Source organism: Xenorhabdus budapestensis (assembly GCF_002632465.1).
GTDB classification, from domain to species: domain Bacteria; phylum Pseudomonadota; class Gammaproteobacteria; order Enterobacterales; family Enterobacteriaceae; genus Xenorhabdus; species Xenorhabdus budapestensis.
Genome location: NZ_NIBS01000001.1, coordinates 414,887 through 432,916 on the forward strand (window position 1 = coordinate 414,887; position 18,030 = coordinate 432,916).

The following is an 18,030-nucleotide window of genomic DNA, read 5'->3' on the forward strand; positions in this document are numbered from 1 at the left end:
TTAACTCTTCCTGCCAAGATTAAAAATTGCCTTATAGTCACATCTTGTATAGGGTTATTTCGCATTGATGCTATGTTGTAACCGTTGTACAAAATCGTTTTGTGATATCAAAAACAGCCTTCTGTTCTGGGCGAAAATGAGAAACTCGGACGAGGTCATTAATGAAAAGCATTAAATTACACACTTTAGCAGCAATTATCATGGCGGCAGGGTTCACGGCAGGTACTTATGCGGAAAATATTCATGCGGAAATGACATCACAGCAGATAGTGGATTCACTTAGTCAGTTAAACGTGAATTTCAGCATCGTAGACAACCAGGCCGGATCACATGGGACTGATTGTGCCATTTTAGGTGCAAATGGGGCCGCTTGTAATCGGGTTAATATCACATTGACCAATGGCGCTCAGGCAATTGATTCTGCGGATTGGGCACTCTATTTTCATAGCATTCGCCAAATTCTGAAAGTTGATAATGAGCAATACAAAATCACGCATATCACAGGTGACTTGTATAAATTAGAACCGACAGAAAAGTTCAGAGGGATCAAGGCTAAAGAAAAGGTTTCACTGCCAATTATTGGTGAATACTGGCAGATTTATAGTACAGATTTTATGCCACGCTGGTATGCCACTTCAGGTGATGCTGTTCCCAAGGTACTGACTAATACTGATACTGAGGATCTGAGTGCATTTTTATCTGATTTTAAAGGGGAGCAGTGGAAACGAACTACAGCGGATAACAATATCCTGATGACACCCGAAAGCCGTTTTGAGAAAAACAGCCAGGTGTCATTAATTGATGAGGATAAACTGCGTGGGCAAATTATCCCGACGCCCAGAAAATTGTCCATTCATTCACAGGATGTCAATTTATCTCATGGAGTGAGGTTAGAACTGGGAGGATTGAGTGACGCTTCAATTCGGATTATTCGAGAGCGTTTTGCTGACTATAACATTAAGTTAACCGATAGCGGTTATCGGATTGCGACTCAGATTAATGCTAACAAATTTACCGGTGATTGGCGGGTTAAAGGGGCTTATTCCCTGAATATCACTACTAAGGGAGCACAAGTTGTTGCTTTTGATGAATCCGGTGTATTTTATGGCCTGCAATCACTGTTTTCCCTGCTTCCGGCCAATGGTGTACCGAAAATAGCCACATTAACAGCAAAAGATGCCCCCAGATTTGAATATAGAGGTATGTTTCTTGATGTCGGACGGAATTTCCATAGTAAAGAAGCTGTTTTGCGTCTGCTCGATCAAATGGCGGCTTATAAACTGAATAAATTCCATTTCCATTTGAGTGATGATGAAGGCTGGCGTCTGGAAATTCCTGGTTTACCGGAATTAACAGAAATCGGCAGCAAACGTTGCCATGATTTAACTGAGACGCAATGTTTGTTACCACAATTAGGCTCAGGGCCAGCAAGTAATAATATGGGCAGTGGCTATTTTAGCCGTCAGGATTACATTGATATCTTGAAATATGCTAAGGCTCGTCAGATAGAGGTGATCCCGGAAATTGATATTCCGGCCCATTCCCGTGCAGCGGTAGTGTCTATGGAAGCCCGCTATAAAAAATTGGTGGCAGAAGGAAAGGTACAGGAAGCCAATGAGTACCGTTTGCTCGACCCGACGGATACCTCAAATACGACATCTGTACAGTTTTACGATCGCCATAGCTATTTGAACCCGTGCATGGATTCTTCCAAACGTTTTGTTGACAAAGTCATCAGTGAAATCGTTGCTATGCACAAAGAAGCCGGAACATCACTGAGAACATGGCATTTTGGCGGTGATGAAGCGAAAAATATTCGTTTGGGGTCGGGTTATCAGGACAAAGATGGTCCAATTGAACCGGGTAAAGGGATCATAAATAAAAAAATTGAGGACAAACCATGGGCAAAATCTCAGGTTTGTCAAAAAATGATTGCGAATGGCACCATCAAAGATGTTGATGAGCTGGCCAGTTACTTCGCGATTGAAGTTAGTAAGATTGTCAATGCTCATGGTATTAAGGCGATGCAGTCATGGCAGGATGGTCTGAAACATGCGAAATCGGTGAAAGACTTTGCTACTCAGTACGTTACGGTGAACTTTTGGGATACGCTGTATTGGGGAGGTTACGATTCCGTTAATGACTGGGCAAACAAGGGCTATCGTGTCGTTGTTTCCAGCCCTGATTATGTTTATCTGGATATGCCGTACGAAGTTAATCCGAAGGAGCGGGGCTATTATTGGGCGTCTCGTTTTAATGATGAAGCTAAAATCTTCAGTTTTGCACCAAATAATATGCCACAAAATGCCGAGACTTCGGTGGATATCAATGGCAACTATTTCAATACCACCAGTAATAAACGTTGGCCGGGGGCGTATGGGTTGTCAGGGCTATCATGGAGCGAAACGGTGCGTACTGATGAGCAAATGGAATATATGATTTATCCGCGTTTGCTGCCGCTGGCGGAACGTGCATGGCATCAGGCTGGATGGGAACAGAATTACCAGCAGGGCAGGGAATATAAAGGCGGAGTCACACGGTATGTTGAAATCGATAAACTCAATAATGATTGGCGTCGTTTTGCCAATTTAATGGGGCAACGTGAAATGGCAAAACTGGATAAGGCACATGTTGCATATCGATTACCAATACCGGGCGCAAGGATTGTGTCAGGGACATTGGAAGCGAACATTGCTTTGCCCGGGCTGGCAATTCAGTATTCGTTGAATGATGGAAAAACCTGGGAAATTTATGATGACAGACAAAGACCATATGTCGAAGGTAATGTGAAAGTCCGTTCTGTTAGCACTGATGGTAAGCGTTTCAGCCGAATTGAAGATGTATATCAAAAATAATCGCCTGTAAAAAAGCAACCTGCCGATTAGCTTTGGCTAATCGGCAGCAGCTTCTTTTGACAAGAGCCGATATCAAAAGTGAGCAGTATGTATCACTTCTTATCGTGCCTTCTTATCATGCTTTCTCATCATGTAACGTACTATCTTTACGGCAATCACCTGTAGTACAGTGACCATACAAATAGAGACTATGATTTGACAACTTGATTCCATGACGTGCAGCAATATCCTTCTGACGTTCTTCAATGGACTCATCGCTGAACTCGATCACTTTGCCGCAGTCGAGACAAATCAGATGGTCATGGTGATGTTGCTGAGTGAGTTCAAAAACCGATTTACCGCCTTCAAAATTGTGGCGAGTGACAATGCCGGCATCATCGAACTGGTTCAACACGCGATAGACAGTGGCGAGGCCAATCTCTTCACCGATATCAATCAGTTTTTTGTAGAGATCTTCCGCACTGACATGATGGCATTCTGGGACCTGTAGCACTTCCAGAATTTTCAGGCGAGGAAGTGTTACTTTAAGTCCAGCATTTTTTAATGCTTTATTGTTGTCGGTCATGCGGATTTAGTCCTGTAACTTGAGTTTAGTGAACTTGTGATACTTGGGGTATCGTGAGAGAATCATGATTCAGCTTCATGCTGTAGATTATAGGCATGGATACTGAAAATGAAAACCATGCCCACTTCGCTATCATGACACATATTTCAAGAATTATCCCGTGCAAAAGGCATTTGTTTCCTTACATACACAGAGGAGATCTTTTATTATGCGCCGAGGATTTCTGACAGGCTCATTTCAGCCTTAATCTGCTGTACCCAAGCATCAACACGCTCTTCGGTTAATTCTGGTTGGCGATCTTCATCAATAGCAAGGCCAATGAAGTGATTATCATCAGCCATACCTTTAGATACTTCAAAGTGATACCCTTCAGTTGGCCAGTGACCGACAATAATTGCACCACGAGGTTCAATAATATCGCGGATGGTGCCCATAGCGTCACAGAAATATTCTGCATAATCTTCCTGATCACCACAACCGAACAGGGCAACTAACTTTCCTTCAAAATTGATCTCTTCCAGAGTCGGGAAGAAATCATCCCAGTCACATTGAGCTTCGCCGTAGTACCAGGTTGGAATGCCTAGCAGCAGGATATCGAAGGCGTCAAGATCTTCCTTGCTGCTTTTGGCAATATCGTGAACTTCCGCAACATCAGCACCGCCCAGTTTTTCTTGGATCATTTTGGCAATGTTCTCTGTGTTGCCAGTGTCGCTGCCGAAGAATATACCTATTATTGCCATAAAGTAGATTAACCTCTTGTTCTATTAGTGTATTAAATCCATACACGTCACGCTGAAATCAGCAGGAAAAATATCAGTTTTATTAAAATGAAAAACGTTATTTTGACCAAACATCAGTGACAAGTCTGTCAGATTTGTGTGGTGACACCGCTTCACTCTGTTGAATTAAAGCCGTTAATTGGCAAGGTGATTATCTGTTGCCAGTTGAGCCAGCAACATCTGTTCAATTAATTCACTGCGGCTGATATTGCGCTGTTTTGCCAGATGGTTGAGAGCACCAACAGCATCTTCATTGAGTTTTAGTTCCACCCGACGCAGTCCTTTGACTTTATCCCGGCGCAACTGGTTGCGTTTATTGATCCTAAGCTGTTCATCTCTGGACAGCGGATTTGTTTTAGGTCGCCCTGGCCTGCGTTCATCTGCGAACAAATCCAGTGTGGTGCGATCAGTTTGTTCTTTTGCCATAAATTCGATTGATAAAGGGCGTGTACCAATAATATAGCGGGCAATGATACCTTAGCTGGACGCGTGTCGCTACTGGTTGATGGGGGAGATTGTTGGTTGATAAGAGGGATTGTCGGGTTCAGTCATAATTCAGACCTAATAATGTAGGGAAAGTGGTGTATAGCAAGTACGGTATGAAAGAGAAATAAAACGGAGAAAAGTGAATAGTGTTGGTCTGATTAAGGCATTTGCCTTAATCAGAAAGCGTTTGTAAGGGTTATGGAATAAAGGCTTTTCGTATAATATAAGTAAAAGCTTCAAGGCTTCCTCGCCACTCAAAATCAGACCCCATGATTTGCTTTCCGATAGCGCCGTCAACGGCGATCATCAACCAGGAAGCAGTCTGTTCAGCATTAAGTTTTTTATCGATTTCCCCGTTCTCAATGCCTTTATTGAGTAATAGAGTTAAACGTTCCCGGACTTTTTTCTCATTCTCGATGAATATTTTATTAATAGCCGGATTCCGGCTGGCCTCAGCGATAATCTCAATACTGAGGCGTGCATAGCCGGGTTCGTTGTAGAGCTGTATCAGCTTTGCCAACAATTTTTCTATTGTGGCAATCATTGAATTTTCATCATGACAGGCCGCCAAAATTTCGTCATAGTCGTGGCTGTCTTCTTCTGCAATCGCTTTAATAATGGCATTCTTGGTTGGATAATAATGAAACAGGTTTCCGGGACTCATACCTGCTGCTTTGCAGATTTCTGCTGTTGATGTTGCATGAAATCCCTTCTCGATAAAACAGGAGATAGCCGCATCAATAATATGTTTACGTTTGGCTTGCTGTTTTTCGGTCTGTTTTTTCACCTTATATTCCTCCAAAGGCTAGATACAGAATCAAATTGATTCATCTATCAATGATAATTGAGATCGTCTTTTGTTACCGATGACAATTTTCTAAGATATGGAATGATATAGTTTTTAAAATCATCCATATAACTGTAAATAACGGGCACGAACAGCAAACTTAGCAATGTTGAACTGAGTAACCCACCAATGACGGCAATCGCCATCGGTGCACGGAAACTGGTATCCGCGCCGCTGGTGATTACCAGAGGGATCATCCCGGCAACCATGGCAATTGTTGTCATGATAATTGGCCTGACACGCTCTCTTCCTGCCTGAATAATGGCGTCAGTTCGCGACATACCAGAGCGGGATTTTTCGAGAATAAACTCAACCAGTAAGATTGAGTTTTTGGTGACAATGCCCATCAGCATTAATATGCCGATAATAACGGGCATATCAATCGTGGCATTATAGATAAGTAAAGCGATAATGGCACCACCGATAGCAAATGGCAGGGCAATCAGAATCGTCATTGGTTGTAAGAAATCTTTGAACAGAATAATCAGAATAGCCAATACCATCAGGATACTGAGCATCATAGTGGTAGAGAAACGTTCAAACATCTCATTCATGTATTCAATATCACCATATTGGATTCTTTTAACTTCTGGTGGCAATTTTTTCAATATTGGTAATTGATTGATCTGCTCCAGAGCGGTGCCAATTGCAATACCATGAAGATCAGCCTCAATCACGGCTTTACGTTGTCTGGAAATGCGTTCTATAGTGTCAGGCCCTGAACCAAAAGAGATATCAGCGACCGATTTTATAGGGACATTAACCCCGGATGTGCTGTTAACGTACATATTACTTAGCACATTCAGATTATCTCTGTCCTCTTTGGATAATAAGACGCGGATAGGAACCTGCCTGTCTGGTAAATTAAATTTAGCGACATTAGCGTTGATTTCACCGATGGTTGCGGTTTTGATTACTGAACCAATAGCATCTGTTGTTACTCCCGCTCTGGCAGCTTCAGCAATATTCGGGGTGATGATAATTTCCCGTTTTGGTAATGGTTGCAAAATTTGGATATTCTTTAATCCATTCAACTGCATCATTTCCTGACGCAACTGTCTTGTTGTCTGAGCCAGAATTTCTGGATAATCACTGGCTAAAACAATCGAAACATCCCGGTTTCCATCACTGCTGCCAAAGGTATAGCGAATATCCGGTGTTGCCTCTAAGATAGGCGTCAGTGACTGTTCAAATTCTTTTTGTGACAATTTGCGATCATTGATGGGCACTAAATTAACGATAATAGTGCTTTTACTTTGGCTAATATCGCCGGCTGTTCCTTCAACACCTGCAATAGAGAAAATATCTACAATTTCTGGACGATCTTTAAACTGTTTAATAATCTGCTGCAAAAGTTTATCGCTTTGCGCCACCTGTGTTCCGGGTGGGGCTTCAATATCTATTCTAGCGATACTGATATCGGATTTAGGTAAAAAGCCAGATGGTAATAGCTCAAGCAGACTTAGTGAACCAAACAAAAAAACGACAGCTAGTGCTAAGGCTGTTTTGCGAAATTTTAGTGTTTTATCCAGAATGGCAACATATTTCTTGATCCATTTCGGTGTCTCGACTTTACCTGTTTCACTGTTTTGTTCAGACAATGCTTTTTTCGTTGATGCCTTTTTCGGTAATAACAGATAAGCGGACATCAGAGGAGTCACCATTCTGGCAACCAGTAAGGATGACAAAACCGCCGCGGATACGGTAATGCCGAAGGGAACAAAATATTTACCCACGAAACCGCCAACAAAGCTGACTGGCATGAAAACAGCGACAATCGTAATAGTAATTGCGATGATTGCGAACCCAATGGCATTGGATGCCTTGATCGCAGCAATATAAGGTCTTTCTCCTCTTTCAATATATTTTTCTATATTCTCTATTTCGACTATCGCATCATCAACTAAAATACCAATTACCAGCGTTAATGCTAATAATGTGATGCTATTTAATGTGTAGCCAAATAAATGCAGAATAACAAATGTGGGCAAAATAGATAATGGTAGTGCAATTGCTGCAATTAAAGTAGCACGCCAGCTTCTCAGGAAGAAAAACACCACAATGACTGTTAATATTGCACCTTCTATTAATGTCTGCATGGTGGCGTTATAACTGGCCACTGTGTATTTCACATTTGATGAAACAAGTTTGATATTAACATCAGGGTTCTCTTTTTTAATTCGCTCTAATGCCTGTGTGACCCCTTTTTCTACCACGGTATCACTTGAACCTTTAGTGCGGAACACGGCAAAACCAATAACAGGTTTACCATTCAGGCGGGAAATAGAGGTTGTTTCTGAGTGAGAGTCTTTAATCGTGGCAATATCGCCCAAAGTAATCCAGTTATTATTCTCTAAAGGAAACTTTAATTTACGCAGATAATTTAATTGATTTTTGGCCCCTAAAATACGGATAGAATGACCTTGCTCCGCTATAACCATTCTCCCGCCGGGAATGTTGACATTACTCTGGAGCAATAACTGGTTAATATCTGCAACACTGATCTTTAACGCAGCCAGTTTTACCGGATCGGGTTCAACCAGTATTTCTCTGTTTGTACCCCCTGATCGGCTTATTTTTTGCACCCCTGGCACAGTTAATAGATGCTTACTTAATTTGTCATCAACAAACCAAGATAATTCGGTTAAATTTTTATTCTTTGACTGAACGGCATAATTCAGAATAGCCCCGCCTTCGACATCAATGCGGTTTATCAAAGGCTCATCTATATTTTGAGGTAATTCTGCTCGAATTTGGGTAATTTGCTCACGAATATCATTTACGGCGACATTAGGGTCAACCTTCAAATTAAATTCAACAACCGTGATAGAGACACCATCAGTAATGGTTGAGTTAATATGCCGAATTCCCGGTAAGCCAGAAACTGCCCGCTCAATAGGTTGAGTCACTGCATTTTCTAATTCAGAAGGTGAAGCACCACTTTGTGAGACAGTTACAGTCACAACCGGAAAATTAATCACAGGGTTGGCATTAATGGGTAACTCAGAAAAGGAAAATAACCCAGCGATAGTGAGAGCCAAGAAAATAACAATAGTAGGAATTGGCTTTCTGATGGCCCATTCTGATAATTGAAACTTCATCTTATTTTCCCTGTGACTTAATGGAAACTGTATCCATCTCTTGTAGGAATGGAGATGCAGAGACTACAACTTTATCGTTTGCAGATAATCCGGACTTTATTTCAACCCATTTATCAAAAATACGCCCTATATTGACCTGTTTTTTCTCCACCGCATTGTTTTTACCAATAACATAGACATCTGCTTTGTTTCCAGCAGTGATATTCACTGCACTATAAGGAATGGCATTAATTTTTTCTGGCTTAAGCTGAAAGAGAGCATAACCGAAATCCCCCAGTTTGATATTTGTGGGAACGTTATCAAGCGTGATCCTGATGATTCCTATTTGGGTAATAGGATTAATTTTTGGCGATATATATCTCACCTTACCGGTTATTTTATCCCCTTCAGTAAGAGAAATCGCCGCAGATGAACCCACCTGAATCTGTTTTAAGTCAGCAATATAGGCTTCAGCCGAAAATTCGTACTGGTTATTGTCGATAAGCTTAAACAGGTAATTACCATCAGTGGTCATACCAACTGTGGCAACTCGTTCACTGATAACGCCTGCTTTGGGAGCTAGAATCGTTGTTTTGGCACGCTGGCTTTTTTCTTCTTGTAATTGTGCCTGCAATTGTCGGTATTCGGCTTTTGACGCATTTAAGGCTGCTAATGCGGAATTTGCCTCCATTTTATATTTTTCAAATTCACTGGCAGTAATTACGCCTGTTTTGATCAGCGGTTTTGCCCGTTTCAGGTCGGATTGTGCCCGATCGTTCATGGCCTCATTCTGTTTTATCATAGCCAAAGCTTGTTCCAGATTAGCTTTGGCTTGCTTGACTTTTTCATCCTGAATGGGCGTTTCTAGCGTAGCCAGAACATCACCTTGTTTAACATGATCGCCTTCTTCGACCAGAACATCAGTAATGATATGTTGAGTCAGTGACGGGCTTATTACAATTTCATTCCTTGCTACAATAGAGCCTAATATATTAATTGAGGGAGCAAAGGGAACTGCCTGCATCGTTGTTGCTGAGACACGCATCTGTTCTTGGGATGCCTGGGCATTTGTAGTGAAAACGAGCACAGAAAAACAAAAGCCAAGAAGAGATAACAAATTTCTTGCCATTTATTGTCCTTACTAATGACTGATGATGATCGCTTAAATTAGCGCCTATATTTTAGATAGATTAGTCTATCTAAAATTTGCGTGCAACATGTTTTAATCATGCTTTACGTTAACCATATTTTACCCGGAATCAGTCCCCAGATGATTTATTATTTCACGCGAAAGGAACGTTTAATATAGTATGTTGGTTAATTATCAAGCGCTAAAGTGGCTTGGCAACAAAAATATCACTCAATAGGAAATCAACCATTATGGTGATACTTTTGTCGATACTCTTTTGGCGTCAGGCCATTACAGCGTTTAAATAACTCTCTGAAATAACGGGTATCTTCATAACCCACTTCATGACTGATTTCTTCGATAGTTTTTTGTGATTTTTCTAGCCAGTGTTTGGCCTGTGACAGACGTATCTGTTGGATATACTGGATCGGTGTTTGTCCTGTGGCAACTTTGAATCTGCGTTTCATTTGCCGCTCACAAAGATGAATTTTATTTGCCAAATCAGCTACCGATAAAATTTCAGAAGGGGAGGAATGCATCCAATCTTGCAGCTTGTGAATGAGCGGATCTGAATGTTGGCGATAAGGGACAAAACTGACTGGATCCTGGTTCTCACTTTCTCCAAACAGGAAATGTGCACAACGTTCTCTGGCGTATTGTCCATACATCAGCTCCACAATATTCATCATGCAACGGGCATCTTCATAAGCACTGGAAATGCAGAACCGATTATTGTCACAAGTGATTTTTTTGTTGGTATACAGAGGAATATGGGGAAATAGCTCTTTGAATTCAGCAGCGAAATGAGGATGAATAGTTGCACTTGTTTTCAGTAAGCCCGCATTGGCCAACATGAAAGTGCCGGAACATATGGAAACAATAGGAATATGTTTTTCATCCATAGCTTTCAGCCAGTCGATTATTTCCTGTGAACAATGATGTGGTTGCCATTCAGGAAAGCCCAGTGAACCGATCAGAATAAGGTCGGGTTGTGTACTATGATAAAGGCTGCCCTGAAAAGTTGAGGAGGATTTAATCAACAGTTCATGGGGTTCATCCACTCCTTTCTGAGTGGGATACACAATACGAACATCAGGAATAGGGCCACCAATAGCATTAGCGGCAATAGTCAGTATTTCAATCGGCATAGTAACCGATGTGACCGAAGTATGTGAAAATACCAGAACTGTGATAGAGAATTGTTTCATATCCATATTCTCTTCCTAAAGAGCATCTTACAATTTTGTGTTAATTTTGTTATTAAGATGAAACAAGCCTCCTGTCTTCAATAAATTTTTCAGGATAATAGTCAGCTAGTTTGCTGATACCAAAGTTGTGCATAGAGTCCATTTTGTTGTAACAGATCATCATGTGAGCCTGATTCGATGATTTTTCCTTGATCTAAAACGAAGATTTTATCTGCGTGGCGAATAGTATTCAGTCGGTGAGCAATGCTGATAATTGTCCGATCCCGGCGGATCTCATGCATATTGCTCATAATGGCAGCTTCGGATTCATAATCCAGTGCGGAAGTTGCTTCATCCAGGATTAGGATCTTGGGTTCATTCAGTAATGCTCTTGCCAAAGCGATGCGTTGCCGTTGGCCACCAGACAGATTGCTGCCTTTTTCACCGACCGGATGGGCGAATTTATGGGGAAACTGATTGATAAAATTGATAGCCCCAGCCAGAGTTGCTGCCTGATAGAGTTCTTCATCACTGGCATTGGGTTTACACAGACGGATATTGTCGGCAATGCTACCAGAAAACAGAATGCTTTCTTGTAATACCACGCTCATATTACGTCGCAGCGATACCGGATCGGCAATGGCCAAATCCATGCCATCCACTAAAACCTGGCCATGTTGTGGTATATACAAACGTTGCAGTAATCGGGTCAGGGTGCTTTTGCCTGAGCCGGATGGCCCTGTGATACCGATAAATTCTCCTGCCTTGATCGACAGTGACAGATTTGCCAACACTTCGGGAGTATCTTCATGATAACGGAAGCGGATATTTTTGAATTCAATCTGACCAGCCAGCTCAGGGGAAGAAGCTAATCCTTGTTTACTGTTCTCCATGGGTTCATCAAGAATATCGCCGACACGTCTCAGAGCGATCAGAGTATGCTGGAAATCCTGCCATACTTGTGCCAATCGCAGGATCGGTTGTGTGACATGCCCTGCCAGCATATTGAAAGCAATCAGCTCTCCGGGAGACAACTCTCCTACAAGTACGCTTTTGACTCCCCACCATAGCAATAGAGCTGCGACAATTTTTTGGATCAAAGTGATCCCCTGTCCTGCGGCAAGCCCGCTTTTCTGGGCGGCAAAACGCTGGATTAACTGTCGGCTCAATACTTTTTGCCATTGGTGCAGGAAGCGTTTTTCCGTTGCTGTGGTTTTGATCGTTTCGATACCCGTCACGGCTTCCGTTAAGAAACTGGTAGCATTGGCATCAGCTTCATATTCGGCTTCTACTTTATGCCGGATGATTGGCCCTACGGTGATCCAGAGCAGGAAATAGAGTACCAGCGAGCCGATCACTATCCATGACAGCAGGCTGGAGTAATGGAACATGACACCAAGAAATAGGATGATAAAGATCAGATCGAGCAATAACATCAGGGTAGAACCTGTCAGAAACTGGCGAATTTGAGCCATTTCTCTGACACGAGCGATGATTTGCCCTGTTTGACGTTGTTTGAAATAGGGCAGAGGCAAACCTACCAGATGGCGGTAAAGTCTGCCAGAAAGTTCTGCGTTGATTTGGCTTGCCATATGTCCAAACACAGTATTGCGTAAAAAGCCGTACAAAGGTTCTGCAATGGCGAGTGCCAGCATCGCCAGACCGAGAACATGCAGACTGGAAAGGCTACGTCCCACCAATACCTTGTCGATGATATTTTCAAACAACAGAGGTGATGCCAATGCAAAAAGTTGCAGCACAATGGCCAGTAAGAAAATATCCTGTAACTGTTTTTTTTGTCTGAAAATGGATGGATAAAACCAGCTTAAGCCAAATTTGACCTGTTTTTTAGTTAGATTTTTTTCAGCGACAAGCAAAATCTTATATTGGTCATGCAAATCCTGAATTTTTTGTTTTCCCGTAATAGGATTGAGCACTGTAAATTGATCAGCGTTGGCATCCAACAGTATCCACCAGCACTGCTCCAGTTCAACCAGTGCCGGCAGAGGTAAAGTTGTAGCCGTCTCTGATGTCAGAAAATCAAATTTACTGTGTAGCCCGATAGCATCAGAAGCTTCCCGCAGTTGCCAGTCTGTCAGTTGCAGGGAATCTAATCCCAGTGCATGGTGCAATTGTCTGGCATCAGCAGCTTTGTGAAATTGTTTTCCCAGATAAGTGATACATTCCAGTGCACGATTATTAACGTGATTTTCCGTATCAGTACTATTTGTATGGGTAATGTTTTCACCAATACTATTTGTAAAGGAAAAAGTTTCTGCCATATTATTTTTCCCTCAGCGCTTCAGACTGATATTCCTGAATCGGACTGAGCAGGTAATCAATCACTCGCCGTTGGTCGGTCTTGATGTCTGCAACAATCGACATCCCTGCCGTAAGCTCGACGGGTTTGCCATCAACCATGATATTGTTCTGCTTAAGGCTGATTTGAGCCGGAAAAACCAGTCCCAATCGTTCATCGATAGTGGAGTCACGGGAAATACTTAGTAATTTTCCTTCAATAGTGCCGTAGCGTGTATAAGGGAAAGCATCGACTTTCACTGTTACCGACTGACCGGGACGAACAAAACCGATATCTTTATTCAGGATCTGGATTTCGGAGAGCTGTACATGATCATCTGGAACGATCACCATAAGATTTTGCGCGGGTTGCAGCACTGCGCCAAAAGTATGAACACTCAATTGCTGAACAGTACCTGTAACAGGAGAACGTACAACAGAAAGTTCTTCCCGCTCCTTCATTTTTGATAGCTCTTGTTTCAGTACAGCCAGTTGTATTTCGGCCTGCTTTCTTTTTTCAAACCAATCCCGTTCTTTTTGTGCTTTGAGACTTTTCAGGCGCTCTTCAAAACTCTTGTATTGAGTCATCAGGACATTAAGCTCTGATCTTTGTTGAGTTAGCAGCCGTTCTGTTTCCAGTAATTCCTTTTCCTGTTCCAGATATTCCATTCGGCTTATAACTTGCTGCTGACTCAGTGTTTTCCTTGCTTGTAAGCGTTGAGTGATATTCTGGCGCAGGTTAGTCAGCGCCTTAATATCGCTCTCTTTGGCTTTTTGGGAAGAGAGATTGACATTCATTTCAGCATAGGTATTGGTAATAATAGCGTCGAATTCCTGCTTATCATGATAGTAATGTGTCAGGATTTTCTGCTGTATAGATGTCGGCTGCTGTTGGAAAAGAGGCGAAAATTTAGGGTCATGCTTGTCCAGCAATGCCTGATAGCGGATCTTATCTTCAGTAAAATATTCGCACTGCTCAAGCAGACGTGCAATATCCTGATTCACACCGAGTGTATTTAATGTCAGTAGCTCTGCTCCCTTTTCAACATGTTGCCCGTTGGTAACATGGATCGTGATCAGACGACTCTGTTCATAAGCCTGGATCATTTGCGAACGACCAGAGACGATCAGGCGCCCGGTTGCTGTTGCCTGTACATCTAATTTTCCCAGATATGCCCACAGGAGAGCTACCATTACACCAATACTGAGTATAATCGCCGTATAACGAGCAAACGGAGAAGGTGGACGTTGTGACAATGCCAAATGGGTTGGCAGAAAATCATAATGTATTGAAGGAGCACGCAAGTGTTTTAGCCCCTTACGCAAGATGGCTTTAAACATGGGTGGGTCCCTCCTGTTTCAGTTCCTGTTGTAGTTCTTGTTGTAGCTGCCAGAGTTTTCGATAGTGTTTGCCATGCTGCAAAAGTTGCTCATGACTTCCTTGTTCGGTGATCTGGCCTTGATGCAGCACAATTATCCGGTTGCACTGACGTACAGTGGACAATCGGTGTGCGATGGTGATGACGGTTCTACCTTGTGCAATATTTGCCATATTGGATTGGATGATAGCCTGTGATTCATCATCCAATGCGCTGGTGGCTTCATCAAGGATCAAAATTTTGGGATCAGAGAGCAGGGTTCTGGCAATCGCCAGACGTTGTCTCTGTCCGCCTGACAGAGATTGTCCCCCTTCTGCGATAACGGTGTCATACCCCAGCGGTAGTTTGAGAATGAAATCGTGAGCACCGGCCAGTTTTGCAGCTTCAATGACATCGGACAATGCGGCATCCGGCCGCGATTGCGCAATATTTTCCTGTACGGTTTTATTGAACAGAAAGTTTTCTTGTAGCACGATACCTATTTGCTGCCTTAATGAGGCAATATCAATCTGTTGCAGCGGGATACCATCTAATGTGATTTTTCCGTGTTCCGGGGTATAGAGACGCAAGAGCAAGCGGGCAAGGGTGCTTTTTCCTGAACCGGATGTACCAACAATGCCAAGGGTTTCTCCTGCCCTGATATTCAGCGTGAAATGGTTAATGGTAGGAGAAAGATCAGGTTGGTAACGGAAGACGATATCGGAGAACGAAATTGCACCCTGTAATGTTACCTGCTCTTTACCAGATTGCTGCTCTGTTGGTAAGTTCAGCATATCCCCTAATTTATCGATAGCAATGCGTGAGCGGATAAATTGTCCCCAAAGTTGTACCAGTTTGGTCAATGGTTGTTCGGTATGATTTACCATCATATTGAAAGCAATCAATTGACCGATAGTCATGTGCAGGGAAAGAACTTCTGATGCACCAAGCCAGATAATAATTGCGCTGGTTACTTTTTGTAGCAGCATCACCAGATGGCTGGAACGGTTGTCCCATTGCTGAACTTCATAACTGGTACTGACCATATTTTCGGTCTGGTTATCCCAGCGGTGCGTAAAACGTGGCTCAGCAGCAAGGCTTTTCAGCGTTTCGGCTCCTGCAACGGTTTCAGTCAAAAAAGAGGTATTGAGTGCAGCATGAGTGAATTGTTTCTCTACTGCTTTTTCGATCTTGGGCGTAACCCACCAGGCAAGTAAGGCATAGAACGGTATAGTGAGCAAAAAGATCAGGGTTAATGTCCCGGAAATCAGACTCATAACGTAGATGAAAACGAACATGAACAGGACATCAATACATAATGTAAACATCGAACCTGTCAAAAATTCCCGGATAGTTTCTAGTTCCCGTACCCGCGTGACAATTGCCCCCACCTGGCGGGATTTGAAATATAGCAAAGGCAGGCCAAATAGGTGCTTGACCAGCTTCAGCCCCAGTTTAATATCAATCCGGTTAGCTGTGTGAGCATACTGGTATTCGCGCAATCCTCTCAGGATAACTTCAATCAGTCCGGCGACCACTAAACCAAATACTAAGACATCCAATGTAGAAAGCGCCTGATGTACTAATACCTTATCCATGACAACCTGAAGGAATAAAGGAGAAATCAGGGCTAAGATCTGCAAGACGAAAGAAAACAGCAATATCTCAGACAGATTTTTCTTCTGTCTGACAAATTCTGGAATGAACCATTGGATATTAAATTGGCTACTGTTTTGTTTTATTTTTATCCAACGGCCACTCCATGAATTGATAAAGTCTACCTTATCTAATATTTCTGGTTTTTCTTGATGAGGTTTTTGAATTAACACACGATGTTCATCGGATTTTGCCAGAATAGAAGGATTTCCGTTATTATCGAACAGAATAGCTGGCAAAGATAATGTATTAATTTTCTTATTTATTGAGCGCTTATTTTTAATGGATATATGGTGTTTTTTCTTTAATTTATTCAAAGAAGTATGATAATCATCATCATTGCTTATGTTTCCATCAGATATAATCGAGTGCTCGTCATTAGATATCATTATTATTAACTTAATTAATGATAATGTCGTTTTTTCTATTTCATTCATGCATGGATATCTATTTGTAAAAAAAGACAAAACTCAAATTAAATAAGCAACCAGAGAGATAAAGTGGTATTTTTCGATAAAACAATCTTAATAAATTTAATAATGAATATTATCTGCTATTAATGGGGATATTAACGTGGGTAATTGGGACAAAGTGCAGTGGTTAAATAGACATTTTAATATTTATATGTTGATTTTAAAAAGCAAGCAGATATATTTTCGATCAAAATAGCCGATGGATTACTTGGTTTTTTTCTCCCTTGTTTTACTTGCCATTTTGCAATTTATGTTGAAGTGTATGTCTGTTTGCAACCTTCAACACTCATTAATTAATTCATGTTGTAACAGTGCCTTGGTGCTACTTAATCTATTAGATTGCTGTAAAAAGAGATTAAATGATAAATTAACCCTATCTGGTTAGGATTTCATTTATCATTAAATCCTTTTTGTTTTAATGTATTTTTAACATTTGATTAATATTTATTTAATGGATAATGGTATGTCTGAAAAATTCGTTCAAACAATTTCAAGCGTTAATTACAATAAAGGTGTATTTTCTCTTTATTTTGTTGGTCAAGATCCTCATCGAATGGCAAATGGTGTACTGGCGGAAAATGATAAGGAATTGGAGTTAAAACAAGTTATCCATATGCCGATATCAGGTTTTATGTATATGGTTTCTATGGTGAAAAGTATGCTCGAAGATCCGCGTATGGAAGCTGAAATCAATAAGCTGATTGCTGCCGGATTTTTGCCGATAACAGAGGTGAACGAAAATGCAGCACCTGTTGAAGCTGAACAGTCTGTAAAACCGGCAGCACGTAACACGAAAAAATCAAAATAAAATCAGTAAAATCCTACCAGATAGTTGCTCGATTATGATGATCACACATCAACCAGCAACACTGAGTCAGACTGAAATACAAGCATTAATTGGTGGGGTGATGTTACTTTGTCAGCATTCTCCCCTGCATCGACGCTATTTAGTTGCAGAATGGCAACAACGTATTTTACCGTCATTTCAGCTCAATCAGTTTTGCTATTACGAAGATCAATACCAACGCCCAGTTGCTTTTTGTAATTGGGCTTTTTTGTCTGACAGCAGTCGGGATGCAATCCTTTCCGGTGATCGGGAAATCATGCATGAAGACTGGCGCTCTGGTCAGCATATCTTTTTTCCAGAAATGATAGCTCCTTTCGGACATGCGCGTGACATTGCCTGCGATCTGCGCCGACGTGTTTTTGCAGCGTGGAAAGGGCAGAAAGCCTGTACTGTCCGGGGCATTCTGGATATTAAAAATGACCGCTGTATCCGGCGGGTGCAGTGGTTTACTGTTTAATTTTTTTGCCCAA

General features: G+C 41.8%; 13 protein-coding genes. 3 read left to right on the plus strand and 10 right to left on the minus strand.

Translation table 11 applies throughout. The features are described 5' to 3' along the window. Positions 1–161: 161 nt before the first annotated feature. A complete protein-coding gene (locus Xbud_RS02025) occupies positions 162–2,855 on the plus strand; it encodes a beta-N-acetylhexosaminidase (protein WP_099134484.1) in 2,694 nt (897 codons plus the stop codon). A gap of 115 nt (positions 2,856–2,970) precedes the next feature. Here Xbud_RS02025 and fur read toward each other — a convergent pair whose 3' ends face one another. From fur to Xbud_RS02075, 10 genes are all read right to left on the minus strand, one after another. Next, on the minus strand, positions 2,971–3,420 hold the full coding sequence (gene fur / locus Xbud_RS02030; protein ID WP_099134485.1) for a ferric iron uptake transcriptional regulator: 450 nt from the start codon (positions 3,418–3,420) through the stop codon (positions 2,971–2,973). 206 nt (positions 3,421–3,626) lie between these two features. Next, positions 3,627–4,160, minus strand: coding sequence for a flavodoxin FldA (gene fldA, locus Xbud_RS02035; RefSeq protein ID WP_099134486.1), 534 nt, complete (start codon positions 4,158–4,160; stop codon positions 3,627–3,629). 174 nt (positions 4,161–4,334) lie between these two features. Beyond that, positions 4,335–4,625, minus strand: a complete 291-nt coding sequence (gene ybfE / locus Xbud_RS02040; RefSeq protein WP_099134487.1) for a LexA regulated protein — start codon at positions 4,623–4,625, stop codon at positions 4,335–4,337. Between the two features lie 256 nt (positions 4,626–4,881). Continuing rightward, positions 4,882–5,472, minus strand: coding sequence for a TetR/AcrR family transcriptional regulator (locus tag Xbud_RS02045; protein ID WP_099134488.1), 591 nt, complete (start codon positions 5,470–5,472; stop codon positions 4,882–4,884). 47 nt (positions 5,473–5,519) lie between these two features. Then, positions 5,520–8,633, minus strand: coding sequence for an efflux RND transporter permease subunit (locus Xbud_RS02050; RefSeq protein WP_099134489.1), 3,114 nt, complete (start codon positions 8,631–8,633; stop codon positions 5,520–5,522). A 1-nt stretch (position 8,634) separates the two neighbouring features. Continuing rightward, positions 8,635–9,741, minus strand: a complete 1,107-nt coding sequence (locus Xbud_RS02055) for an efflux RND transporter periplasmic adaptor subunit (RefSeq protein ID WP_099134490.1) — start codon at positions 9,739–9,741, stop codon at positions 8,635–8,637. A gap of 242 nt (positions 9,742–9,983) precedes the next feature. Next, positions 9,984–10,949 (minus strand): GlxA family transcriptional regulator, encoded by a 966-nt coding sequence (locus Xbud_RS02060; RefSeq protein WP_099134613.1) that lies wholly within the window; start codon positions 10,947–10,949, stop codon positions 9,984–9,986. A 101-nt stretch (positions 10,950–11,050) separates the two neighbouring features. After that, positions 11,051–13,210, minus strand: a complete 2,160-nt coding sequence (locus Xbud_RS02065; RefSeq protein ID WP_099134491.1) for a type I secretion system permease/ATPase — start codon at positions 13,208–13,210, stop codon at positions 11,051–11,053. A gap of 1 nt (position 13,211) precedes the next feature. After that, positions 13,212–14,567 carry an HlyD family type I secretion periplasmic adaptor subunit gene (locus Xbud_RS02070; protein WP_099134492.1) on the minus strand — a complete coding sequence of 452 codons (1,356 nt, stop codon included), beginning with the start codon at positions 14,565–14,567 and terminating at the stop codon, positions 13,212–13,214. Continuing rightward, a complete protein-coding gene (locus Xbud_RS02075) occupies positions 14,560–16,677 on the minus strand; it encodes a peptidase domain-containing ABC transporter (protein WP_099134493.1) in 2,118 nt (705 codons plus the stop codon). The genes Xbud_RS02070 and Xbud_RS02075 overlap by 8 nt, the downstream gene beginning before the upstream one ends. Positions 16,678–17,176: 499 nt before the next feature. Between Xbud_RS02075 and rtxH the strand changes: the two genes are divergently transcribed. Both rtxH and rtxC read left to right on the plus strand, forming a co-directional pair. After that, positions 17,177–17,521, plus strand: coding sequence for a protein RtxH (gene rtxH, locus Xbud_RS02080; RefSeq protein WP_099134494.1), 345 nt, complete (start codon positions 17,177–17,179; stop codon positions 17,519–17,521). Positions 17,522–17,555: 34 nt separating this feature from the next. Continuing rightward, on the plus strand, positions 17,556–18,017 hold the full coding sequence (gene rtxC, locus Xbud_RS02085; RefSeq protein WP_099134495.1) for an RTX toxin-activating lysine-acyltransferase RtxC: 462 nt from the start codon (positions 17,556–17,558) through the stop codon (positions 18,015–18,017). The last annotated feature ends 13 nt before the right edge of the window (positions 18,018–18,030 follow it).